Genomic DNA, 24,456 nt, shown 5'->3' with positions numbered 1-24,456 from the left:
CAGAATGAACCTCAGCCTTTTTCAAAAAAGTAAAGGAAAGCATTTGGTTCTAATCCATTTGATCGTATCATCTGTTTTTCTAAGTGGATGCTGGGATAGGCATGAACTTAACGACTTGGCAATGGTAACTGCTGCAGGAATCGATAAAAAATCAAAAGATATGATTGAACTTTCCGTTCTCATCAATGTTCCAAAAGGTGAGATAGGACAGCAGGGAAACGGGGGCAGCAGCAGTGTAAAAACATTCGTACGAAAGGCAACCGGAAAAACACTGGCAGAAGCCATGTCCAAACTGCAGGGAATACTCCCGCGGCAAATTTTCTGGGGGATCTGCAAAGTTTTCATTATTGATGAGGAGCTTGCTAAAGAAGGAATTGCAGCGCATATTGACTTTATTATGCGATATCCGCAGATACGAGAAAGTACGAATATTTTTATCAGTGGGCAAAAGGTGACAAAGATTCTCAGCCTCTTGCCCCCGCTTGAGCGGGATATTTCAGAAGTGCTTCGAGAACTAGCCGCTCTTAAAATTGGAATGGATGTATCGACAAAAGATTTAGCAGAAATGTTGATCAGTGACTCTGGCGACCTCGGGATTCCCTGGATTAATATCCTCCATTCGGAAAATGAGAAAGGAAAACAAACCATTGCTTACATTACTGGAACTGCTCTCTTTAATAAGGACAAAATGATTGGTCACATTAACTCCCAAGTGACAAGAGGGGTATTGTGGTTCAGAAATGAAATTGAAATGTCGATTATTTCTTTAAAACCATGGAATACAGATGGATATATCTCAGTGAAATTAATTAAAGCAAAGACAAAGTTAGTCCCTAAAATAGAAAATGGAAAGTGGAAAATCATATTTAAAGCTACATCTGAAAACGATATTGTGCAAAACTCAACATCCCTAGATACCTCAGATCCCAAGGTCGCAAAAAAACTGGAAAAACTCTTGGAAAAGAGGATCGAAAAAAGGGTTCAATTAGCTCTTAGTGCTGTTCAAAAGGATAAGAAAGTAGATATTTTAGGGTTTGCCGATGCTTTTCACCGAAAATATCCCAAGGTATGGAAAAGAGAAAAAAATGATTGGGGTACTATTTATCCAAATGTAGAAGTCTCTTTTGATATAAAAACCCATGTCCGCCGGGAAGGAATGATTACCACCAATCCTAAATTCTCTATGAATGGGGTGAATAAGGAATGAAATGGGGACCTCTGCTAGGATGTACCGCATTAATTATTTTAATCATTCTTTTTCAATGGCCTAAATTAAACCAGGATCAAAAAAAAGAAAAGGCAGCACTCATTATCCTATCGGCTCTCGGATGGATTATGGCAAATTTATTGCTATTTTTCCCTGATATACCGGGCCCTACTGAATTAGTAGATTGGATATATAGACCTCTGGGAAAACTCATAGAATAACTATTACAAAATTCACCTCCATTATTATCAGTCCCAGATGAATAAAAAAGGGCTAAACCATTTTAAAAACATGGCTGTGTTAAAAGTTAAAAGTCATTGTTGATTGAAGTGAAAGGTGCGAGACTTCAGCGGGTACGGGGCAGGGGAGACCCGCAGGCGTAATAGCGCTGAGGACAGCCCTTGGATGTTTCCAGCTGGAACTGTCCGAATTCCCCTTGCATTCGGACAGCCCTTGGCCTTTTCCAGCTCGCTCTGTCCGAATTACCCTTGTATTTGGACAGCCCTTGGCCTTTTCCAGCTCGCTCTGTCCGAATCACACTTGTATTCGCGGACAGCCCTTGGCTTCTTTGGGCTCAGTTTGTCCGAATTACCGTTGTATTCGGACAGCCCTTGACTTTTTTGAGCTCAAGCTGTCTGAATTACCGTTGTATTCGGACAGCCCTTGGCCTCTTTGGGCTCAGTTTGTCCGAATTACCGTTGTATTCGGACAGCCCTTGGCTTTTTTGAGCTCAAGCTGTCCGAATTACCCTTGTATTCGGACAGCCCTTGGCCTTTTCCAGCTCGCTCTGTCCGAATCATCCTTGTATTCGGACAGCTCTTGGCTTCTTTCGGCTCGCTCTGTCCGAATCACCCTTGTATTCGGACAACCCTTGGCTTTTTTCCGCTCGCTCTGTCCGAATCATCCTTGTATTCGGACAGCTCTTGGCTTCTTTCGGCTCGCTCTGTCCGAATTACCCTTGTATTCGGACAGCCCTTGGCCTTTTCCAGCTCGCTCTGTCCGAATCTCCCTTGTATTCGGACAGCCCTTGGCCTTTTCCAGCTCGCTCTGTCCGAATCACCCTTGTATTCGGACAGCCCTTGGCCTTTTCCAGCTCGCTCTGTCCGAATCATCCTTGCATTCGGACAGCCCTTGGCTTTTTCCGGCTCGCTCTGTCCGAATCATCCTTGCATTCGGACAGCCCTTGGCTTTTTCCGGCTCGCTCTGTCCGAATCATCCTTGCATTCGGACAACCCTTGGCTTTTTCCGGCTTTACCTGTCCTAACCACCCTTGCATTCGGCCACCAGGCACTCCCACGAACCGCTCGCGCCTGGATGGAAATCAACTTCCAAGGTTAACACAGCCAAAAATATAAATACTAGAGAACAGCTTCAAACTCTTGTTATAGGGATTGTTTAAAAATGGTATAAGGGATATTAAAAACGAAGAAAGGGTGTCAAGCAATTCCAAACATTGCTTCAACACCCTTTTTACTCATAAATTTGTGGACTCTATGATACGCTTCGGCCTTTTTCTCGCTTCGCGTGTTTGCTTAAACCAAGCGTTTGTGCTGTTGATGTATGAATTTCGTTGATGAGTTCTGGTTTGTCTAGAAGTGATACGCCATATGATGGAATCATTTCTTTTATTTTCGGTTCCCATGCTTTGATATGTTGTGGGAAACATTTCTTTATTACCTCAAGCATAACAGAAACTGCCGTAGAGGCACCTGGAGAAGCGCCCAGTAATGCTGCGATGGACCCATCAGATGCACTAACCACTTCCGTACCAAATTGAAGCGTTCCTTTGCCTCCTGTAACCGTATCTTTGATTACTTGTACACGCTGACCCGCTACGACTAAATCCCAATCCTCACTTTTAGCGTTCGGGATAAACTCACGTAACTCTTCCATGCGCTGCTCTTTCGACAACATCACTTGTTGAATCAGATATTTCGTCAAGGACATCTCTTTTGCGCCCGCCGCCAACATTGTTAAGACATTATTCGGTTTTACGGAAGTGACCAAGTCAAACATGGAACCTGTTTTTAAGAACCTTGGTGAGAAGCCAGCAAATGGTCCAAATAATAGCGATTTCTTATTATCAATAAATCTTGTGTCAAGATGTGGAACAGACATTGGCGGAGCACCAACCTTCGCCTTGCCGTACACTTTTGCATGGTGCTCGGCCACCACTTCCGGATTCTTACACACCATAAATAGTCCACTTACAGGGAATCCCCCAATATGTTTTCCTTCAGGTATACCTGATTTTTGTAGTAAATGCAGGCTTCCTCCACCGCCACCGATAAAGACAAACTTTGCCGTATGGCGTTCGACCGTATTGCTCTCAAGATTGCGCACTTTCAATTCCCACATGCCATCGCTAGTACGTTTAATATCATCAACACTATGTTTGTAGTTTATTTTGACATTATTACTCTCTAAATGATCAAATAACATGCGTGTTAAAGCGCCAAAGTTGACATCTGTTCCAGAGTCGATTTTTGTTGCCGCTATAGGTTCATCCTCCGTACGGCCTTTCATAATAAGCGGAATCCATTCCTTCAATTTTTTCGGGTCATCGGAGAATTCCATCCCTTGGAATAAAGGATTGGTTGCCATCGCTTTAAAGCGCTTTTTCAAAAAGGATACATTCTTTTCCCCTTGTACTAAACTCATATGGGGCAATGGCATAATAAAGTTTTGCGGATTGCGTATCAATTTGCTGTTTACTAAATAGGACCAAAACTGCATTGAATCTTGAAATTGTTCATTAATTTTGATTGCTTTGTTAATATCTATGGATCCGTCTGGTTTTTCGACGGTGTAGTTAAGCTCGCACAGTGCAGCATGTCCAGTTCCCGCATTATTCCACTCGTTAGAGCTTTCTTCTCCTGCGTTTTCGAGCTTCTCAAACACTGTCATATTCCAGTCCGGTACTAATTCCTTCAGCATTGTTCCCAAAGTCGCACTCATGATTCCTGCACCAATTAAGATCACGTCTGTTTTAGTTTGTCCGTTGCTCATATTAACCGTCCCTTATCTAAGATTCGCAGAATCGGTGTAGGCGCTCCTCTTAAACGTCACAGCAAACCAGGGCGCGACCTAGTAACACACCTTTTCTGGATCAAATTATTCCCTCTTAATATTTTATCACAAATATTTAAAATATTAAAATATCATCTAGTATTTTGATAGGAAATAAACCATTTAAAATATGGTAAAAATTCAAGGTCCTGTTACAAAGCACTAGAAAAAACCATATCTAAAACTCACCGTAACGATTTTCATGCACAGCACCATTATTGGAAATACTAAATCATTTCATACATAAATCACCATATAAAAAACCCAAAAAGGGAACTTTTTAAGTGTCCCTTATTCGGGTTTCAATCAAACCGCCAATCAAGGCAGTTTCTATCTTTTATAATTCTTCACCATTTGTTGCAATTACCGTTTTATACCATTCAAATGAATCTTTCTTTAATCGCTTCATGGATCCGTTTCCTTCATTATCGCGATCCACATAAATCATACCATACCGTTTTTTCATTTCACCTGTTGTAAATGACACAATATCGATGATTCCCCAAGGTGTATAGCCAATTAAATCCACACCATCGTAATTAACTGCTTTTTCTAACGCCTCGATATGAGATTTTAAATATTGAATACGTTCTGGGTCATGGATAGAGCCATCTTCTTCTACCGTATCAATCGCACCAAAGCCGTTCTCTACGATGAATAATGGAATCTGGTATCGATCATAAAAACGATTTAATGTATAACGAAGACCAGTTGGGTCGATGGACCAGCCCCAATCACTTGCTTTAATGTATGGATTATCAACACCGTTAGGTAATCCGCCATTCACGATATCCCCGAGATTTTCTCTAACGACATCACTTTTAACCGTTGTAGACATATAATAGCTGAATCCAAGATAATCAACTATACCATTTCTTAGGATTTCATCGTCCCCATCTTCAAACTTGATGTTATAGCCCGCACGTTCGAATTCTTTTAAGGCGTATTTTGGATAATATCCACGAACCTGAACATCAGGGAAGAAGTAGCGTTGTCTCATTTCTTCTTCTGCTAACATAACATCTTCTGGATTACATGAGAAAGGATAGATCGGAACATGTGACACCATGGCTCCAATTTGGAACTCAGGGTTAATTTCTTTTCCTTTTGCTACCGCTAATGCACTGGCAACTAATTCATGGTGTGCTACTTGATACATAACTTCTTTCGCATCTTCGTTTTCTTCCACCAAAACACCTGAATTTGTCCATAAGAAGATTGGATTATTTACGTCCATTTGGTTGTTGATTTCGTTGAAAGTCATCCAGTATTTTACTTTGTCTTTGTAACGATTGAAGCACACTTCAGCGAATTTTGCGAAGAAATCTACTACTTTACGATTTCGGAAACCGCCGTACTCTCTTGCTAGATGTAATGGCATTTCAAAGTGAGAAAACGTAATAACAGGTTCAATTCCATACTTTAGTAATTCATCAAATACATTATCATAGAATTGCAAACCGCCTTCGTTTGGCTCCGCTTCATCTCCGTTTGGAAAAATTCTGCTCCAGCCGATTGAAGTCCTTAAGCATTTTAATCCCATTTCCGCAAACAAAGCGATATCTTCTTTATATCTATTATAGAAATCAATCGCTTCATGGTTTGGGTAGAATTCATTTTCTTCGATTGTATCTGTGATTTTTCTCGCTACACCGTGTGCACCAGCAGTCATAACATCTACAACGCTTGGCCCTTTACCATCTTGATTCCAGCCACCTTCAAATTGGTGAGCAGCTAACGCACCGCCCCATAGAAAATCCTTTGGTAAATTTCCCATTATACTAATCCTCCCAGATAATAATCAATATACGTCTTTAGTATTCTTCATTTATGATCTTCACATTAATAATATAATTGTACCGGTATAATTTTTCAAGTAATAAATAATTTTTTTGTAACTGTATAATAATTTTAGTATGTTTATGTTATACTTCTACTATTAAGAAAGTTCATAACTAATGAGGAATTGATATGTTAAAATACCAACAAATTGCAACAGAAATTGAACAATATATTGAGCAAAATGCCCTTCAACAGGGGGATAAGCTACCCGTACTAGAAACACTGATGGCTCAATTTGATGTGAGTAAGAGTACGATTACTAAATCTTTAGATCTTTTGGAGAGAAAGGGAGTCGTCTTTCAAGTAAGGGGCAGCGGGATTTTTGTTAGAAGGCATAAAAGGGAAGGTTACATTAGCCTACTTTCTAACCAAGGCTTTAAAAAAGATCTTGAAGATTTTCAAGTTACTTCAAAGCTCATAGAATTAGACGTAAGAAAACCAACGCAAGAGGCAGCCGATAGCTTAAATATTGGACTTAGTGACGATGTCTATTATGTTAAGAGGGTACGGTATATCAATGGACAAACCTTGTGCTTTGAAGAATCCTATTATAATAAAGCCATTATTACGTATTTAAATAGAGAAATTGTCTCGGAATCAATCTTTAATTACATTAGAGAAGGTTTGGGATTAAAGGTTGGCTTTTCAGATATGTTTCTTCAAGTAGGTAAGCTGAATGAAGAGGAAGCTATGTATTTAGGCCTAAAGGTGGACTCACCCAAACTTAACGTAGAAACTATTTTTCATTTAACGAATGGTCAGCCATTTGACTTTTCCAAAGTCACCTATAACTATGAACAATCCCAATTCTTTATCCAAGCAAATAGCCAGTTCTGATAAAACAACTAAACAATAATAGGAAGGGGTAAAACCATGACAGCCTTCTGGGGAGAGGTCGTTGGTACTGCCATTTTACTTTTTATAGGGGGAAGTGTATGTGCGGGCGCCTCTCTCAAAAAGTCTTTTGCTTATAACGCCGGATGGTTTACGATTCAATTTGCATGGGGGATGGCCGTCACCATCGCCATTTTTACTGTAGGAGACATAAGCGGAGCCCATTTAAATCCGGTTATCACCTTAGCTTTAGCCTTTACAGGTAATTTTCCTTGGGAACAGGTTCCCGGATACATCGCTGCTCAGTTCTTAGGTGCCATGATTGGTGCAGCTGGGGTATATTTACAGTATTTTCCTCATTGGAAAGAAACAAAGGATCCAAACGTCATTTTAGGTGTTTTTTCAACAGGTCCAGCCATTCAGCATACGTTTTCCAATCTTTTAAGTGAAATCATCGCAACCTTTATTCTGGTACTTGGGATTCTTTCGATTGGTGCCAACAAGTTTACAGATGGCCTTCACCCAATAGCTGTCGGTTTTTTAATTATGACTCTCAGCTTAGCATTAGCTGGAACGACTGGTGCAGCGCTGAATCCAGCTCGTGATTTAGGACCCCGAATCATGCATTTCCTTTTACCAATCCCTTCTAAAGGGAAATCAAACTGGCGCTATGCTTGGATACCGGTTATTGGACCTATTCTTGGGGGAGTTCTTGGTGGCTTCTTTTACAATAGTGTGTTCCTTGGAAAAATGTCCTTCCAGTTGTTCATTACGTTAGGTTTAACCTCCCTTATATTAGTTTTATTGTATTTTTCAGGAATGAAAAAACAAAAGTTGTTAAAGTCAGATGCTCCCGTTGTCACTTTTCTAAAGGCAAAATAGAGCCAGTGAATAGCACTGTAACAAAGGGTACAGGCGAACTAGCTGTAACGATGATCCTTAGACTTTTATAAAAAAAGAAGAACCTGTAACATAAAACCTCCATTTACCGTTGGTATTATGTTGCAGGGCTTTACTTTTTAATAGAGCCATCACTGTCCTATGTGAGGGTTTTACATTCCTAGTGAATCTTTTAGAAAAGTTGTTAAATATTCGACATTAGTTATTTTTTTATTACATTCGCTGCTATCCGTGCAAATAAGGTTGCCGATGGCCTTGTAATAATCCGGATTTTTGGATTTTTTCGCTTTTGTGACAGTGGAAAAATAAGCAACCTCCCCAAAGCCATTACAGAAAGAACAAATATTCTTTTTACTAGTTGGTGTCAATTTGCATTCAATGCCCGCCATTGTTCCCTCTAGCTCATAGACAATGAACTTTTTATTGGATCCTAAATCGTTCCAGCTTAAATAGGTCAGTTGGCTGTGGTCTATTTGTGATAAATCAGGCAGCTTTAATTTTTTATTCTTCGGAAACATTTTTTTCAGTTGCTGCTCAGTAACTCTTGGGAATGGCCGCAAAAAGTCCGATAGCCGTTGGACATACTGCTCGTACTCGTCATCTGATTTTAGTTTTGAAAGGTCCAGCATTTTTTGTTGATCCAAAGATGCATTTGGAATAAGATCTAGGATCTTAGCATTAGCTAAGTCGATCACAGCAGCCAAAACGGTTGGGGGTAAATTCTTTCTGACACTGTCCTTAATCAAAGTAATCTGCGTTTTTATAAAATTTAACTGTTCATTTTTAATGAATTTTTCTGTCATCATGTACATCTCCAGTCATTTTGCTGCCGTCTCTTTACACTTATTATAAAAAGAGCAGCAAAATTTTAAAATGGAGAAAATAACTTAGAAACGTTTTTTACATAAGGCTCTGTTATACTTGGCTGTTTATTTCCACTGCAGGCGCTTAGCAAACCCGCGGGCGTGCGGGGAGCCTCCTCGGCGAAGACAGCGCCTGTGGGGTCTCCCCAGCCCCGTACTCCCGCAGGACATTGAAATTCTCCCTCGAATCCGCCCACGCACGAAGAAAATGCGATAGCATTTTCGAGGAGTCGAGCGCCTTCCGCTCCAATAAACAGGGTATTAAAAACAACAATTTCGTTTAACAGAGCCCTTAAATAAAACAGCACTGATGAAGGATTTCACCAGTGCTGTTCTTCTATTGTTTATGTGAATACGCTATTTTCTTAATCGTCTCGGTAGAGAGGTAATATTCTTCAGCTAATTGCTGGATACTGCTTCCATTCATAAAAGAATTTCTTATGGCTTCATTACGGCGATCAAGCATCCGTCTTCCCCCACTTGAAGTTCCCCATTTCCGGCGCTCTGTTTCCGGCTTAGGAATATAAAGGGTTTCTCCCTGGACATACTTTTGGATTTCCACGATTAGGTTTTCAGGTAAAACCTTATTTGCATTAATATACTTCACCTTTGCCCGCTCCTTATTTTAATTTTGAAAGAAAATAAGGTGCAAAGCCAAAATATTAGAAAAGCTCTTTCAGCGATAAATTTATATGTTTCGCCCCACGCAAAGTATCGCCTTTCCAATAATAGGCCTTGCATGAGTGGAAGAAGTACCAGACAATCTTATGTGATTCTCCATCTGTAAGCACCCCCTTTAATTTATCATTATAGCGAAGTTTACGATTCGAATGAAGGATACTTTTGGCATTATTTTTTGAATATTTATTTGTTTTGGAAATATTACTGCAATATTATTGCCACGAATGTAAACGATTTAACATCCCTCTGTTCTTTGTTTCAGAAATATCTATGTTACGATAATGAAAAGTTGGCAACTAAAGAACATGGGGGTAAAAGAAATGCTTAAAAGAATCATAACCATTTTAGCAGTTACTGTACTCTCGGTAACGGTAAGTGCTAATGTACAAGCTGCAACATTAACAGTACAAAAAGGGGATACCCTGTGGGATCTCTCACGTGCAAATAATATATCTTTAGAAAGTATCCAAAGTTGGAATCAACTGCATACGGACCTAATCCATCCCGGGGATATTCTAAATATTTCACCGGATAAACAACATATTGTTAAACAAGGTGACACATTATGGGACATCTCTATGAATAATGATATAACTGTTTCGCAACTTAAAGAGTGGAACGAATTACATAGCGATCTTATTCAGCCTGGATTAAATCTACTAATCTTTAATGCTATTAATACCAAGGAACAGGCTATGCCTGCTGCACAAGCACAAACGGATAGTGCACCTGCAGTACCGGCTGCATCCACAAGTAATACAAGTGCTGAGACAAGTACACCTGCGGCACCCGCCGCACCTACAAGTAATACAAGTGCTGAGAAAAGCACACCTGCGGCACCAGCTGCATCCACAAGTAATACAAGTGCTGAGAAAAGCACACCTGCGGCACCCGCCGCACCAACGAGTAATACAAGCCCTGAGAAAAGTGCACCTGCGGCACCCGCCGCACCAACGGAGGATACAGGCTCAAAGGAAATCACAGTAAAAGCAACCGCATATACGGCGTCGTGTGAGGGATGTTCTGGTACTACGGCTACTGGAATTAACCTTAAAGCAAACCCTGAGACAAAAGTCATTGCAGTTGATCCATCCGTAATACCGCTGGGCAGTAAAGTTTATGTAGAAGGCTATGGTGAGGCTGTCGCAGGAGATACTGGTGGAGCCATTAAAGGAAATCGAATTGATATCTTTATTCCTTCTGAACATGATGCCATCAATTTTGGCGTAAAACAAGTAAAGGTAACCATACAAAATTAACATGCAAAAAAATAGCAGTAAAATGAAGAGTCTGTCCTTTAAAAGGGACAGACTCTTTTGGTTTAACTTCTTAGAAATCACCTTTTTAATGCTTAGGTATGATCTTTTAACACCTTTTGTCGTACGTAATCTAGATGTAAATACATTTGATGAAATGCCTCAAAAGGATCCCGTTTTTCCAATGCCTTATAGATAGCCAGATGATGTTGAACGGTTCGTTCTGGTTCGCGAACTTTTATTTCACTGTTCGTTTTGACAAGGGTAACGATTAATGAATCAACCATCCCTTCCACAATCTGGTTATTTGCACTTAAGGCAATGATCCGATGAAATTCAATGTCCGCTTCTCCATAGTCACTTCCGTTACTGTTTGCAATCACATCAATCGTACTTTTAAGTCGACTAAGTTCTTCATCGCTGATTTTCTCAGCTGCAATTGTAATTAAGCCCAATTCTAATGCCATTCTTGCTTCAATTATGGCCTGCAGATTATCATGTGCCAGGGATAACATAATGGAAAAGGGATGACTGCTAATTTTATTATTAAAAAAAGTACCTTCACGTGTTTTACGGCTGATAACACCTAGGGACTCAAGAGAACTAAGTGCCTCACGTAACACAGGCCGGCTCACACTAATTTTCTCCATTAATTCCATTTCCGTTGGGAGCTTATCTCCTGGTTTCATCTGACCACTAACCAGGAGTTGAATAATACTTTTCACTACCTGTTTAGATAAGGTATTACGGTTTACTGACTCAACATGTATCTTTTTCGGACTTTCATCCATACTTAGGCTCCTTGTTTTACCATTTTTGTAAGCCTATTATAATATATTAACGTTCTTTATCACCAGCGAATAAAATAAAAAACGCTGCAGAACTTAGCAGCGTTTACTTTATGTCTAAATTTTTAAGATGCGGCAAATATTTTCTGCAGCGAACGTTAAATTTGCTTCTCCTGATGCGAGTGCTTCCTCTAATGTAGCAACCCCTTTTAAGATCCCGATAATCGCATTAAATCCGTTATCGTATAGAGATTCTACGCCATTGCCCACTCGACCAGTAAAAGCAATTACAGGAACTGAGTATTTTTTGGCTATATTAGCAACTCCGTACGGTGTTTTGCCAAACAATGTCTGGCCATCAATGCTGCCCTCTCCAGTAAATACATAATCTGCTCCCTTGATTCGTTCTTCAAGGCCAGTATATTCAATCACAAGGTCGATACCTTTTTTGAGCTGAGCATTTAAGAAAGCCATTAACCCTGCACCAAGGCCGCCGGCAGCACCGGCACCATCCATATGGGCAATATCTTGACCAAGCTGCTTCTTCGTCACTTCGGCAAAGTGCGCTAGATTTTGGTCAAGAACTGTTATCATTTCGGGAGTTGCTCCTTTTTGAGGACCAAAAATGGCAGATGCTCCATTTTCACCGATTAAAGGATTGGTGACATCGCAGGCAACATCAATTTTTACCCTATTGATCCGTTCATCCAATCCACTCATATCAATTGAATGTAAGCGATGCAATGCCCCTCCACCAAATGGCAGTTCATCTCCACTTTGGTCTTTGAAAGAAACGCCTAACGCTTGTAACATTCCCATGCCGCCATCATTAGTAGCACTACCGCCTATTCCAATCAACAACCGTGTCACGCCCTTATTTAGAGCATGAATAATTAATTGACCTGTCCCATAGGTTGTGGTTAGTAATGGATTTCGATCCCCTTGCTTGATCAATTCAAGTCCACTTGCTGAGGCCATCTCTATAACGGCCGTTTTCCCTTGTCCTAGTAGACCATATTCAGCTATCACTTTTTCGCCTAATGGTCCAATTACTTCTGTCTTAATCATTTCCCCGTTTGACACACTCACTAGAGATTCGACCGTTCCTTCTCCACCGTCAGCCATGGGAACAATCACACATTCTGCATTAGGAAATACTGCTTTTATTCCCTTTTCCATCGCAAGAGCAGCCCTCTTGGACGACATACTTTCCTTAAATGAATCAGGGGCTAATACAAACTTCATAATAATCGGTCCTTTTATCGTCAATTTAGTATATCGGCTTTTTAAAAGAGAAGGATGACCAAGAAGTCACCCTATTTGTAGGATTGTCTAGCTGCAGCGCCTGGGGGCTCGAAGGTCTACAGCCAATCCGTCAAGAAGGCTCGTCTGTAGCCTTGCGCCCCTAGGAAAAAATGAACTACTTTTTTCCCTGATCAGTCACTTCCGCTTTTCCTATTATCTTACTAAACACGGACGTTTGTTATCAAACTTCCAGCCTGGGATATAGAACTGCATTCCGACTGAATCATCACGAGAATTTAGTCCCATGTTGTTATATAACTCATGCGCCATCTTGATTTGGTCCATATCAACTTCCACACCTAAACCTGGCTTATCAGGAATGGCTAAGTGACCATCAACAATTTGGAATGGATCCTTCGTTAACCGCTCAACGCCTTCCTGCCATATCCAGTGCGTATCGATTGCCGTAATCTCACCTGGAGCAGCCGCAGCCACATGTGTAAACATCGCAAGGGAAATATCAAAGTGGTTATTGGAGTGAGAACCCCAAGTTAAACCCCAATCATTACACATTTGGGCTACGCGCACAGAACCTTGCATGGTCCAGAAGTGCGGATCCGCAAGCGGAATATCTACAGATTGTAGGGAAATGGTGTGGCCCATTTGACGCCAATCAGTCGCGATCATATTAGTGGCTGTTGGAAGACCAGTTTGTCTTCTGAACTCAGCCATGACTTCACGGCCAGAGTATCCATTTTCTGCACCACATGGATCCTCAGCATAAGTTAGAATTCCATGCATGTCTTTGCAAAGCTCAACTGCTTCTTTTAAAGACCAAGCGCCGTTTGGATCTAGGGTAATTCTTGCATCAGGGAATCGTTCCTTTAATGCCTTAATCGCTTTGATTTCTTCTTTCCCTTCTAAAACGCCGCCTTTTAGCTTAAAGTCTTTAAATCCATAAAGTGCTTGTGAAGCTTCAGCAAGGCGAACAACTGCTTCCGGTGTTAACGCTTCTTCGTGGCGGATACGGTACCATTCCACTTCAGAATCAGGATTTCTATAATATGGAAGGTCAGTCCTGTTGCGGTCGCCAACATAGAACAAGTAACCAAGTGTTTTAACTTTATCACGTTGCTGGCCTTCACCTAGAAGAGCGGCAACCGGAACATTTAGATGCTTTCCTAACAGGTCAAGTAAGGCTGCTTCAATCGCTGTAACAGCATGGATGGTAATCCGTAAATCAAACGTTTGTAAACCACGGCCTGCTGAATCACGACCGGCAAATTCGCTTCGTACTTTATTTAGTATATTGTTATAGTTACCAATGGAAGATCCGACGACAATTGCTTTTGCATCTTCAAGTGTTTTACGGATTCCTTCACCGCCTGGTACTTCACCAACGCCAACATTTCCATTACTATCTTTTAAAATGACAATGTTTCTAGTAAAGTATGCTCCGTGAGCACCACTAAGGTTTAATAACATACTATCCCGGCCTGCAACCGGATATACATCCATTTCAGTTACAACTGGAGTAGCGTTAATCACTTTTTCAACTGTATTCATGGGTATGTCTCCAATCAAAATGGTTTCGTTTTGTAAAAAGAGAGAACGCAGAACTACAAATTGCCACGTTCCCTATGATGTTTATCAATCTATCAAACCATTAACGTGAGATTTCTACGTTAGCTAATTTTTCATAGTATTTTAATAGGCTGCTGTGGTCATCAAACTCATGACCATCACCCTTTAAGGTATACATCATTTCTAAAACAGCTGCTGTTAAGGGAGCTGGAGAACCGAACTCATGACTAGTTTCCATCGCATTTGTTAAGTCTTTAATGTGTAAGTTAATACGGAAGCCAGGGTTGAAGTTGCGGTCTAACATCATTGGTGCTTTGGCATCTAAAACAGTACTTCCAGCTAAACCGCCGCGGATTGCTTGATAGACAGCCTCTGGATTTACACCAGCTTTTTGTGCTAAAACAAATGCTTCAGACACAGCTGCAATGTTTAAAGCCACGATTATTTGGTTCGCAAGCTTTGTTACGTTACCTGCACCAATCTCACCAACGTGTACAACAGATCCAGCCATTGCTGCTAAAACATCTTGCACTTCTGCAAATACTTCTTTCTTACCACCGACCATAACGGAGATCGTGCCATCAATAGCCTTTGGCTCGCCGCCGCTTACAGGCGCGTCTAACATTTCAACACCCTTTTCAATTAAAGCACCATATACTTCTTGAGAAGCAGCTGGAGCAATTGAACTCATGTCCACATAAATTAATCCTTCACGTGCACCTTCAATTAGTCCGTTTTCTCCTAGTGCAACAGCTTTAACGTTTGGAGAGTTTGGTAGCATCGTAATAACGATATCTGCTTTTTCCGCAATCGCTTTTGGCGTTGTTTCTACTTCTGCACCTAATTGTGCAAGTTCACTTACGGCATCTTTATTAAAATCACTAACGATTAACTGAAATCCAGCTTTGATCAAGTTTTTGCTCATTGGCTTACCCATAATTCCTAATCCAATAAATCCGATTTTCTTCATCATTAACTTCACTCCTACAAATTTTTTTATTAAAAGAGGTACAAGGTTGTACTTCCCTATCATTTACTGCCCGGTTGACTCAAAAGAAGATATTATCCAATAAACATATTCAGGATTAATACACCGATTAAACCAAGGATGGAAAGTGCAGTTGTATAAGTGGTTCTTATTTTAATTGCCTCACCAACCGATAAATTTAGGTATTCCTTAAACATCCAGAATCCTGGATCCGTTACGTGGGAGAAAGCTATACTTCCGCATGTAACGGCAAGTGTCATTAATTCCATGCTTATTCCTGAGCTTTGAGCGATAGGTAGTACCACTCCAGCAGCCGTCATAACTGCAACGGTTGCTGAACCAAGAGCAATACGTAAGAGAGCAGCGATGATCCAAGCAAGGATGATTGGAGACATATGCCAGCCCGCTGTGATATCTTTGATGTAATCGGCAATTCCACCATCAACAAGGACTTGCTTAAATGCACCTCCCGCACCAATTACCAAAATGATCATTGCCATTGGCTTAACTGCATTCGAACAAGACTGCATGACATCTTTTAGTGGACGGCCGATTCTTGGTCCTAAAAGCCACATAGAAATTAACAAAGCGATTAACAATGCCATATTTGATTCACCGATGAAATCCATTACGTGCCTAAAACCATTACCTTCTGGTAAAAATATAGTGGAAATAGCATCAAGGGCCATAAGTACTACTGGAATAAGCGCAACGAAAATACTTGATCCAAAGGATGGCATTTCTTCTTCTTTAAATGTTTTGTTCGTAATAAGTCCATCAGGAATGATTGGATTAATCTTTTTAACAAATGGAAGTCTAGGCCAAGTAAGTGCAATAAAAGCAGCTACAGGTATAGCAATAATTAAACCGTATAAAAGAGTTAGTCCCATATCCGCATGGAAGACGCCAACAACGGCTGCAGGCCCTGGATGCGGCGGGAGAAAACTATGACAAGTTGATAACCCGATTGACATTGGTAAAGCAACCCATAAAAGATTTAACTTTGTTTGACGAACAATGACAAATACAAGTGGAATTAATAACACAAAAGCTACTTCATAAAACATGGTAATGCCAAGTACAAATGAAGCGATTAATATAGCAAGTTGGACTCTTTTAATTCCCATTTTATCTACTAAACTATTAGCAATTTTCTGTGCAGCTCCCGCATCAGCCATCACCGTTCCAAGCATAGCGCCAAGTCCAACAATAAGAGCCGTGCCGCTCAGCTGTCCACCAAGACCAGCACCAATGGTATCCCAAATTTTATCCAAAGGCATTCCTACGAGGAAACCAACAAATAATGAAGTTAAGAGTAGGGCTATGAAACCATTCATTTTTAGAGGAATCATTAAAACAAGTAAAAGGACAACAGCTAAGGCAACATACAATAATGGCATGTTATTTCTTCCTTCCCTTAGGAAATTAATAAATTTGGTAGAGTTCTAAATCTTTTAAAACATTTTCTAAGATTGTCTTGCTTTCTGGATTCATCTCGGCTGCAGGTCCAAAAGCATAACCCACATCAATTCCTACCATTCTTTCACCTGAGTTCGAGCTTCATTCCCATAAAGAATAATTGGTAAATTTGTTGACTTCGCAATCGCTTTAAAATGATCAGCTAACTCCGTTTGTGTTGGTGTCATAAAATATGGAGTTAAGACAGAAAGTGCTGCAACAACGCCAATTTCTTCGACCATCTGAGCTGTTTAAATACAGTCTTTAGTCGTGCTCTCACTAGCCCCACAATAAACAGGAACCCTTCCAGCAGTGTGATCCACTGTTACTTCCACAACACAGCGTTTTTATTCTGGCGTAAGCCCGTAAATTTAGCCACTGCTTCCTAAGACAAATAATTCGTGAACACCATCTGCAATGGTGTAATCAATGACTTTTCGCAGTTCATCTTCCATCAGTTGGCCATTCTTATCTAATGGTGTGACTAATGTGGGAATGACCCCTTTTGGCTTAAACATCGTGACTCCTCCCAGCTTATTCATTTTTCCAATTTATAAATATGTGATCTTTGAAAGTTTGTGAAACTGTTCACATATCTATTGTAAACGGTTTTGGTGAAAATATCTTTATTCAATTTGCTAAAGTTTATCTATACATTTTTAGGCAAGTGAACAACTAGATTTTAAGTTTCATGGAAAGCTAAAATAGTCAATAATCATAAAATGTCTGTTTTATTACAATAATTCAAAAATATCTTTAACTTTATTAAATTTTTAGTAACCGTTTACATTTTTATTGTATAATTGTCTTACAAATAAATCATCATTCAATTCACTAATATTCTCTTACTTTTTTTGGTCAAATAACCAAAAATTACAAATGGGGATAATAAACAGTTTACACTGCAAGGAGGCTATTGTTTTGAAAATACATAAAGTTTTAGCTCAAGAGATTGCAGATAAAGTCATGAAGGTGATTCCGTATAATGTAAATATTATGGACGAAGTGGGGACTATTATTGGAAGTGGGGAAGCAAATCGAATCGGTACCTTTCATGAAGGTGCCTTATCAGCTATTAATCTAGGAAAAATCGTTTCCGTTTATGAATCAGATACTTCCTCAAAGCCCGGTGTCAATATCCCTATTCATTTTAAGAAGGATATTATAGGAGTCATTGGCATAAGCGGGGAACCTAAGATTGTTGAACCTTTTGCTGAATTAGTCCGTGTTACTGCTGAATTATTAATTGATCAGGAATTTTTATTTAGAGAGCGCAGAATTCAAGAACAAATGAAGGAAGAATTTTTATATCAATGGATTTTCCGTTTAGAACCATATGATGATGCCTTTATTAATAGTGGGGAAGCCATTGGAATTAATTTAAAACTGGAAAGAAAAGCGATTATTGTCAAGGGTGAAACCAAAAAAGAACCCTATCTGCGTGATCAGGAATTTACATTCAAACTGAATAAATCTACCTTGTTACTGATTGTGCCAAACGATAGTGACATTTTAAAAAGATTGGAATCTACCATCACTCAAAACAGCACAAGAATTGGTATCGGTGATAGCAGCACACATGTTGCAAAATCCGTACATGAAGCAAAAAGAGCGATAGATATAGCTGATAAATTAGAATTTCCCTCTACTTTCTGCTATTATCAAGAGTTAAAATTTATTGATTATTTAACTAATAAAGATACATCACTTGGTGAGATTAGTCATTTTTTCCAGGAACTAGAGGCTAATCCTAAAGGACAAGAGCTTGTTGAAACGCTTCTTTGCTATATTAATAACAGTGGTGATATGAATGCTATTTCAAAGGAGCTTCATATCCATCGAAATAGTTTAGCTTATCGGTTACAGAGGCTTGAAATTCTAACAAATAAAAATCCAAAGAAATTTACCGACTTATTTCAACTCTTTACAGGATATGTCCTGTATAAAATGCAATCCTCCATGTAAATGCCTTTTCTAAAAACAGTCTTCCAAATAAATAGGAAGGCTGTCTTTTTTAGGATATTATGGGTATTTATTGTTTTTTGAAACAAACTAAGCTTAAGAGGTGTTCAATCATGGAAAAAGTTAATCCTAATGAAGAAAAAAATGAGAATTCGAAGAAATCAAAAGTATTTGAAGAAGTAAAAAGAAAGAACATTATGGACTGGGGCGTAATAGAACTAGCTGAAGGCGTCCAGCAAAGTAAAACTCGGAAAGATTAATCCGAGTTTTTTTGTTAAGACCTATACTGACTATTGTTAATTATAGCATGGACTTTAAGAAAATGTTTCACGTGGAACTTCTCTATCTGGTTAATTGGAGTTCAGGAAAAACTATTTCGTCTGATCACTCATTGTGAAAGGAGATCAAACATAACAGTTACTGCCAATAAGTCAGCTGATCCTCCCGGACTGATGTTTCTGTCGATAAATTCCCTATCCATTTCATGGGTCATCTGTAAACCCTTTGGTGTCATGATCCCACCCAAATCAAGCACCTTTATGGCTTTATGATGGACAAATTCCAATGTTTCCAAATCATGTCTTGCCACGATATTAGTATCTTCATTGACTGCCATCAGATGGAGGAGTACCTGGACCAAAATATCATTAAGATGCAAGGTTTTCATTGATTTTAATTTTTTTAACTCAGGGAGAGAGTACTTCCGCACCGTCGGAAAACCGCTTTCGACCTCTCCACGTATCCCTCTCAGCCCGTATTTCTGATATAATTTCTCTCCATAAGTAAGAGCATCCGACTTGTTCATATAAGTCAATTCTCTTAAACATAAACCCTGCGTCATGAAGGAAACTTTTTCGCAGATAGTATCCGTGGTGACCATTTTAGTTTCATTTTCTGTCATACAGCAAGAAGCTGCCGCACAGATGATTCCCAAGGAAAAAACCAGACCTTTATGGGTGTTAACGTTATCCGTGGCCTCAAACATTGACTTTTCAGCATCCATGCCAAGACTTCTTAGAGCTTGAAACAGTTCTTGCGGATTTTGTCCAGCGTATTTTAGGCCTTCGGCAGCACAGTCATTGAAATAGTTACTCAGTGCAGCAGAGCTTGCCATAAATGTAAAAAAGTCCATATCCTTATGGGCCCCCTGATTGAATCTATCTACCAGCCCGGGCTTGGGGCTTGCAGAAACCTCATAAAGCAAAGAAAGCAGCGCTTTTTGAGAAATCGTTTGTATCCACCGTTCAGTCATAAATTACGTCTTTCTCCCTTCAAAAAAAGAATGGCCAAACTTGCTAAAAACCAGTGTTGCCCTTTGCAGGGATGATCCCGGGGGGAAATAATGGACGGGAAGGTAAGCGACGTTTGGCCATTTGTTCTAAACTAAGATTCAATCTTTAAATATGAATCTACCATACTTTTGATTTTTTCCATCAGTACTTCACTTGTGTGCTGTCTGCTTCGTCCGCAGCCATGTGCATCCTGCTCGCAAATCAGGCATTTACGTTTGGAAGCACCCAAGTCTTCTCTGGAGATTGGCTTTCCATCTACTCCTATTACATCAAGGTCAAACAGCCTGCCAAGCGGATGTTCGTTCTCAATCTGTAACATATGGCCCTTTAAAGTCCGTTCGGATGTAATCACAACAAAGTATGCTTCATAACCGGTATGACGAACTTCAACTTTGCTATACTCCAGAAGGCAACCTATCTCTTTCAGTTTTTCTTCCAATGCCTTACAACCCTTACGAAAGATGGCACTACTTTCCGGAGTTATCTTGATGGAGCCCGGCATATTGACTGTAAATGATACTAAAGGCAGCCTGTACTTCTCTACTAATTGCTTTTGCAAGGCAGCCCGACGCTCGCGGGCCTCTAATATTTGCTCAAGCGTTATTTCTTGGGATGCGATCATGCCCAAGGCCCCCTCTTCACTTGGTGAATCACATCAATCACCGAGCCATCTCGATACTTGACCAAACCGACAATTTTATCTTCGACCCTAATCGGTTCAGGGGTTCCAACAATGTGATTGGCTTTTGCTTTGAGCTCTTCAATGGATAAAACCGGCAGATTCGCTTTTTTAAGGTTACTATACAAATCCAGTCTTCGCGGATTAACAGCAATTCCCTGGTCTGTAACCAACACATCAATGGAACAACCCGGGGTCACTATTGTATGTACTCTATCAAGAATGGAAGGCATTCTGCCCCTGATGAGCGGAGCGACGACAATGGTGCAGGCCGCCCCAGCAGCTGAATCACTGTGTCCGCCGGAAGCTCCACGAATTACCCCATCGGAACCTGTGATAACGTTCACATTAAAATCCAGGTCGATTTCTAATGCGCTTAATACCGTTACATCTAACTGATTAACTGCACTTCCTGGATTATCAGGGCTGGCATAATACTCCGCACAAATTTGCTGATGAAAACGGTTGTTTTTAAGGGAAGCGACCGCTTTTAAATCAAAGCCTTGAACATCCAATAACTTTTTAATCAGACCCTCCTCATGGAGTTCAACCATTTGGCCAGTTATGCCGCCTAATGCAAAACTTGCTGTAATATTTCTATCAATCATCTTTTCTCTAAGAAATCTTGTAGCAGCCAGTGAGCTTCCTCCAGACCCTGTCTGCAACGAAAACCCGTCCTCGAAATAGCCGGAAGCGACGATTACATTAGCTGCATGCTGAGCGATGAGCAGGTCCTTGGGATTTTTGGTATATCGAGTGGCTTCTGACATAATTCCATTTGGATCACCGATAGAGTCGACAACGACAATATAATCAACATGAGATTCAGGAATAGCAAAAGGTGTATTAGGATATTCAACCAAATGATCCGTAATTAAGACGACCTTTTCAGCATACTGGGCATCCACCTTGGCATATCCCAGCGCACCGCATTCCGATAAAGATTGATTATCCCTTGAGTATCCATTGGCATTGCCGGCAGGATCACAAGATGGGACGCCTAAAAAAGCAACGTCAATCGATAGTTCCCCTGAGGCAATCGCCCTTGCTCTGCCTCCATGGGAATTAATCACAATGGGAACATCCACCAAGCCGTCTGAAATGGCCTCAGCCAATTCACCTCTGACTCCACTCGTCTCAATCCTCCGAATGACTCCATTTTTTATATGATGAATCAATGGCGCATGGATTTTTGAGAGAGAACTTGCTGCCAAGACAAGGTCCTTCATTCCCATTCTGGCAATCGTCTCCATCACCATATTCACAATATAATCGCCATTTCGGAAATGATGGTGGAAGGAAATCGTCATTCCATCCTTTAAACCTGTTTCTCGGATTGCGGTTTCAAGAGAATCAAGAATTTTATTTCTTTCAGGATTTCTTTGGCGGTCTTTGGATTTCTGTGTATTTTTCACCAACCCATCCGATTCAAACTGTCTAAGTGTTCCAAGTCCATAAATTTCTTCCGGTATCCTTCGTCCAATCGCATTATCCATTATGACCACAGCTCCTCCATACTCACCATATTTACAGCCTCAGCTATTTCGAGTACTCTTTGTGCTCTTTCGACGATCGGCTTGTCAATCATTTTTCCGTTCAGACTTATGACACCCGATCCTTTTACTTCTGCTTCTTTCGCTGCTTCGATTACCCGAATGGCTTTCATGATTTCATCTTCGGTTGGTGAATAGATGTCATGAACAACTTGAATTTGTCTTGGGTTAATTAGCGATTTCCCATCAAACCCCAATTGTTTAATAAGTTTCACTTCACGGCTAAATCCTTCCTCATCCTCCACATCGGAAAAAACCGTATCCAAAGCATCGATTCCTGCGGCCCGTGCAGCAAAGAGGATTTGGCTTCTGGCTGCAAGTAACTCAATGCCGTCTGGAGATCTTGTCGTTTTTAGATCTGTTACAAAATCCTCAGCCCCAATCGCAATCCCGATTAACCGCGTGCTCGCCATTGCAATTTTATAGGCATTAATGACTCCCAGAGCACTTTCAACCGCCGCCATGAGCTTAATCGTTCCGTGTTCCATTCCAGCCTGCTTTTCAATGAGCGAAATAAGTTCATCCGCTTCCACTACATCTTCTGGTGTTTCCGTTTTGGGTAGACGGATTGCATCCGGTTTTGCTCTGACAATCGCTTCAAAGTCTTCTCTGCCATAAGGTGTATTTAAGCCATTGACGCGCACAAGGATTTCCGTTCTTCCATAATCAATCGTTTTCAAAGCTTCATAAACTAAAAGTCTTGCAGCATCCTTTTCAAGGAGGGAAACGGAATCTTCCAGGTCAAACATGATGGAGTCTGCTCCGTAAATAGTAGCGTCCCTAATCATACCAGGATTGTTACCTGGAACGTATAACATACTTCTTCTTAGCCTGCCCACTTATTTTACCTCCCATGGAAAACAATTTTGATGGGTAGCCCTTCTGACAGCGGTCCTGACTCTGGCTCGGATCGTGCAATCCAAAGCTCCTTTATCATTGGCACGGACAATGGCTGCCCCTACCCCTAACTCTAATAATGTCTCGAGAATGACCTTTCTAATCTGGCTGCCAAACTGATTTTCCACTGTGCTTTTTAGTTCAAGTTCAATACCATTTCTGTCATTCTGTTCTATTTGGATGGTAATATCGCTCGACTCAAGTGTTCCGGCAATCCCTGCATCCAAAATCTTCACTCTTTCTGGCATCATCAACATACTTTCATCAACTCCGATTAATGTCGTTTATGGTTTGCCTGTATTTCATGGATAATTCCCTTAGCCTCATGTGACAAAAGAAATTGATAGGTTGTTTTAGGAACCAGTTTCTTTACTTCGTGGAGCTTTCCTTCATGAATTAGTTCCCTCACTCTGGAGGCGCTAATCGGCTGCCCTTCACATAGCATCCTCGGAACCACCTCCAGTTCAATCCCATGATCAGGGAGAATTTCCTGCATAAACATGTTATAAATTGCTGTAACCTGGCAGTATGGTTCCTCGCCAACAAATCTCTTTTGAATTCCTAGTGTTGGAGCAATATGACGCGTGAATAGTTCTAAGTCTAACCTCGCATGGGTTTCGACAATATCTTGAGACTTTTTAATAAAATAGGATGGGAAGGTTGCATCCGATATGATATAGTCCTTCCCCCAATGAACAACCACATTGCCAAGATGTTTCACTCCTTCTTTGACAAGCCGATATCGAATCGCAGAAGGGAAACTTGACTTGTCCTCTTCCAGAACAAAGATGTGGAGTGTTTGACATCTGGACGCTGCGTACTCGATTAGATATTGATGGCCCAAAGTAAATGGATTGCAATTGACGACCACAGCCCCCGATCCAACCTGACGCCCAGTTTCCCGGCTGATTTCATTCAGGTATTTTTCCATCCCATCCGACTTGTTCTCCAACAATACAACCTTTGAAGGGACTTCGGCGATTGGATAAAAGCCCAGATCGGAAAAGATCATCCAGTTCTCTGGCTTGGTAAAGATAAAGAGATGTGTCTTTCCCCTCGAGTAAGCCACATGGAAAAGATGGGTGACAAGCCTTGCCGACAACCCCCTATTTTGAAATTCCTCATCTACGGCAATGCATTTGATAATTCTTCCCCCAAGGGAACCTGTTGCTGCCATCTTCCCTCTGTTAAAAAAGGCGATGGTATAGTCAACCTCTGAATCCAAAGATAAATTCTGTCTCTTTAGAAACTCCTCCAATTGAGTTCTTTGCGTTTTCGATTGGAGATTTACAATCTGTTCACTTAAATCGTCATACCACATGGCGCGTCTTTCAATAGGCCTCCTTTTCTACCAGTCC

The 24,456-nt window shown here is 40.6% G+C and carries 24 protein-coding genes and 1 pseudogene; 7 read left to right on the top strand and 18 right to left on the bottom strand.

All coding sequences use genetic code 11. The features are described 5' to 3' along the window. Positions 1–4 precede the first annotated feature (4 nt). Positions 5–1,207, top strand: coding sequence for a Ger(x)C family spore germination protein (locus JOC76_RS16065; protein WP_205179080.1), 1,203 nt, complete (start codon positions 5–7; stop codon positions 1,205–1,207). Then, positions 1,204–1,428, top strand: coding sequence for a hypothetical protein (locus JOC76_RS16060; protein ID WP_205179079.1), 225 nt, complete (start codon positions 1,204–1,206; stop codon positions 1,426–1,428). Before JOC76_RS16065 ends, JOC76_RS16060 begins: the two co-directional genes overlap by 4 nt. A gap of 627 nt (positions 1,429–2,055) precedes the next feature. Here JOC76_RS16060 and JOC76_RS16055 read toward each other — a convergent pair. The 4 genes from JOC76_RS16055 to bglA all read right to left on the bottom strand — a co-directional run bounded on the left by JOC76_RS16055 (position 2,056) and on the right by bglA (position 6,053). Further along, positions 2,056–2,319 (bottom strand): hypothetical protein, encoded by a 264-nt coding sequence (locus JOC76_RS16055; RefSeq protein ID WP_205179078.1) that lies wholly within the window; start codon positions 2,317–2,319, stop codon positions 2,056–2,058. After that, positions 2,316–2,483, bottom strand: coding sequence for a hypothetical protein (locus JOC76_RS16050; RefSeq protein WP_205179077.1), 168 nt, complete (start codon positions 2,481–2,483; stop codon positions 2,316–2,318). Before JOC76_RS16050 ends, JOC76_RS16055 begins: the two co-directional genes overlap by 4 nt. 215 nt (positions 2,484–2,698) lie before the next feature. Continuing rightward, on the bottom strand, positions 2,699–4,216 hold the full coding sequence (locus tag JOC76_RS16045) for a malate:quinone oxidoreductase (RefSeq protein ID WP_205179076.1): 1,518 nt from the start codon (positions 4,214–4,216) through the stop codon (positions 2,699–2,701). Between the two features lie 397 nt (positions 4,217–4,613). After that, complete coding sequence (gene bglA, locus JOC76_RS16040) at positions 4,614–6,053, bottom strand: 6-phospho-beta-glucosidase BglA (RefSeq protein WP_205179075.1); 1,440 nt, start codon at positions 6,051–6,053, stop codon at positions 4,614–4,616. Positions 6,054–6,247: 194 nt separating this feature from the next. Between bglA and JOC76_RS16035 the strand changes: the two genes are divergently transcribed. Further along, positions 6,248–6,955: a GntR family transcriptional regulator gene (locus JOC76_RS16035; protein ID WP_205179073.1), complete on the top strand. Its 708-nt coding sequence runs from the start codon at positions 6,248–6,250 to the stop codon at positions 6,953–6,955. A gap of 36 nt (positions 6,956–6,991) precedes the next feature. Next, on the top strand, positions 6,992–7,834 hold the full coding sequence (locus JOC76_RS16030; protein ID WP_205179071.1) for an MIP/aquaporin family protein: 843 nt from the start codon (positions 6,992–6,994) through the stop codon (positions 7,832–7,834). Between the two features lie 170 nt (positions 7,835–8,004). Here the strand turns inward: JOC76_RS16030 and JOC76_RS16025 are convergent, their stop codons facing one another. Then, the gene (locus JOC76_RS16025) at positions 8,005–8,655 is read right to left on the bottom strand and encodes a FusB/FusC family EF-G-binding protein (RefSeq protein ID WP_205179069.1); all 651 of its coding nucleotides are present in this window, start codon (positions 8,653–8,655) and stop codon (positions 8,005–8,007) included. A gap of 397 nt (positions 8,656–9,052) precedes the next feature. Next, entirely contained in the window at positions 9,053–9,322 is a 270-nt protein-coding gene (locus tag JOC76_RS16020; RefSeq protein WP_205179068.1) for a CD3324 family protein, read from the bottom strand. A gap of 394 nt (positions 9,323–9,716) precedes the next feature. Between JOC76_RS16020 and JOC76_RS16015 the strand changes: the two genes are divergently transcribed. Next, entirely contained in the window at positions 9,717–10,655 is a 939-nt protein-coding gene (locus JOC76_RS16015; RefSeq protein ID WP_205179067.1) for a LysM peptidoglycan-binding and 3D domain-containing protein, read from the top strand. A gap of 92 nt (positions 10,656–10,747) precedes the next feature. Here JOC76_RS16015 and JOC76_RS16010 read toward each other — a convergent pair whose 3' ends face one another. The 6 genes and pseudogenes from JOC76_RS16010 to JOC76_RS30060 all read right to left on the bottom strand — a co-directional run bounded on the left by JOC76_RS16010 (position 10,748) and on the right by JOC76_RS30060 (position 17,233). Further along, positions 10,748–11,443, bottom strand: coding sequence for a FadR/GntR family transcriptional regulator (locus tag JOC76_RS16010; protein ID WP_205179066.1), 696 nt, complete (start codon positions 11,441–11,443; stop codon positions 10,748–10,750). Positions 11,444–11,557: 114 nt separating this feature from the next. Further along, the gene (locus JOC76_RS16005; protein ID WP_205179065.1) at positions 11,558–12,685 is read right to left on the bottom strand and encodes a glycerate kinase; all 1,128 of its coding nucleotides are present in this window, start codon (positions 12,683–12,685) and stop codon (positions 11,558–11,560) included. A gap of 213 nt (positions 12,686–12,898) precedes the next feature. Continuing rightward, positions 12,899–14,251: a glucarate dehydratase gene (gene gudD / locus JOC76_RS16000; protein WP_205179064.1), complete on the bottom strand. Its 1,353-nt coding sequence runs from the start codon at positions 14,249–14,251 to the stop codon at positions 12,899–12,901. 100 nt (positions 14,252–14,351) lie between these two features. Next, entirely contained in the window at positions 14,352–15,302 is a 951-nt protein-coding gene (gene garR, locus JOC76_RS15995; RefSeq protein WP_205179063.1) for a 2-hydroxy-3-oxopropionate reductase, read from the bottom strand. A gap of 29 nt (positions 15,303–15,331) precedes the next feature. Further along, on the bottom strand, positions 15,332–16,657 hold the full coding sequence (locus JOC76_RS15990; protein WP_205179062.1) for a gluconate:H+ symporter: 1,326 nt from the start codon (positions 16,655–16,657) through the stop codon (positions 15,332–15,334). A gap of 132 nt (positions 16,658–16,789) precedes the next feature. Further along, positions 16,790–17,233 (bottom strand): annotated as a pseudogene (locus JOC76_RS30060) (dihydrodipicolinate synthase family protein). A gap of 403 nt (positions 17,234–17,636) precedes the next feature. Between JOC76_RS30060 and JOC76_RS15975 the strand changes: the two are divergent. Together JOC76_RS15975 and JOC76_RS15970 are read left to right on the top strand one after the other, a co-directional pair. Continuing rightward, on the top strand, positions 17,637–18,680 hold the full coding sequence (locus tag JOC76_RS15975) for a CdaR family transcriptional regulator (RefSeq protein ID WP_205179057.1): 1,044 nt from the start codon (positions 17,637–17,639) through the stop codon (positions 18,678–18,680). Positions 18,681–18,790: 110 nt separating this feature from the next. Further along, the gene (locus JOC76_RS15970) at positions 18,791–18,937 is read left to right on the top strand and encodes a hypothetical protein (protein WP_205179056.1); all 147 of its coding nucleotides are present in this window, start codon (positions 18,791–18,793) and stop codon (positions 18,935–18,937) included. A gap of 128 nt (positions 18,938–19,065) precedes the next feature. On the opposite strand, the gene citG is transcribed toward JOC76_RS15970, so the two are convergent. The 6 genes from citG to citC form a co-directional block, all read right to left on the bottom strand. Further along, positions 19,066–19,929 carry a triphosphoribosyl-dephospho-CoA synthase CitG gene (citG, locus tag JOC76_RS15965; RefSeq protein ID WP_205179055.1) on the bottom strand — a complete coding sequence of 288 codons (864 nt, stop codon included), beginning with the start codon at positions 19,927–19,929 and terminating at the stop codon, positions 19,066–19,068. A gap of 131 nt (positions 19,930–20,060) precedes the next feature. Further along, entirely contained in the window at positions 20,061–20,591 is a 531-nt protein-coding gene (citX, locus tag JOC76_RS15960) for a citrate lyase holo-[acyl-carrier protein] synthase (protein WP_205179054.1), read from the bottom strand. Continuing rightward, on the bottom strand, positions 20,588–22,144 hold the full coding sequence (gene citF / locus JOC76_RS15955; RefSeq protein ID WP_205179053.1) for a citrate lyase subunit alpha: 1,557 nt from the start codon (positions 22,142–22,144) through the stop codon (positions 20,588–20,590). The genes citX and citF overlap by 4 nt, the downstream gene beginning before the upstream one ends. After that, a complete protein-coding gene (citE, locus tag JOC76_RS15950) occupies positions 22,144–23,040 on the bottom strand; it encodes a citrate (pro-3S)-lyase subunit beta (protein ID WP_205179051.1) in 897 nt (298 codons plus the stop codon). Before citE ends, citF begins: the two co-directional genes overlap by 1 nt. Continuing rightward, positions 23,041–23,355: a citrate lyase acyl carrier protein gene (gene citD / locus JOC76_RS15945; RefSeq protein ID WP_205179049.1), complete on the bottom strand. Its 315-nt coding sequence runs from the start codon at positions 23,353–23,355 to the stop codon at positions 23,041–23,043. Between the two features lie 17 nt (positions 23,356–23,372). Next, positions 23,373–24,419 carry a [citrate (pro-3S)-lyase] ligase gene (citC, locus tag JOC76_RS15940; protein WP_205179047.1) on the bottom strand — a complete coding sequence of 349 codons (1,047 nt, stop codon included), beginning with the start codon at positions 24,417–24,419 and terminating at the stop codon, positions 23,373–23,375. Positions 24,420–24,456 lie beyond the last annotated feature (37 nt).

This window comes from Neobacillus cucumis (assembly GCF_016908975.1).
Classification (GTDB): domain Bacteria; phylum Bacillota; class Bacilli; order Bacillales; family Cytobacillaceae; genus Neobacillus; species Neobacillus cucumis.
This window is presented reverse-complemented; position numbering and strand designations above follow the sequence as displayed.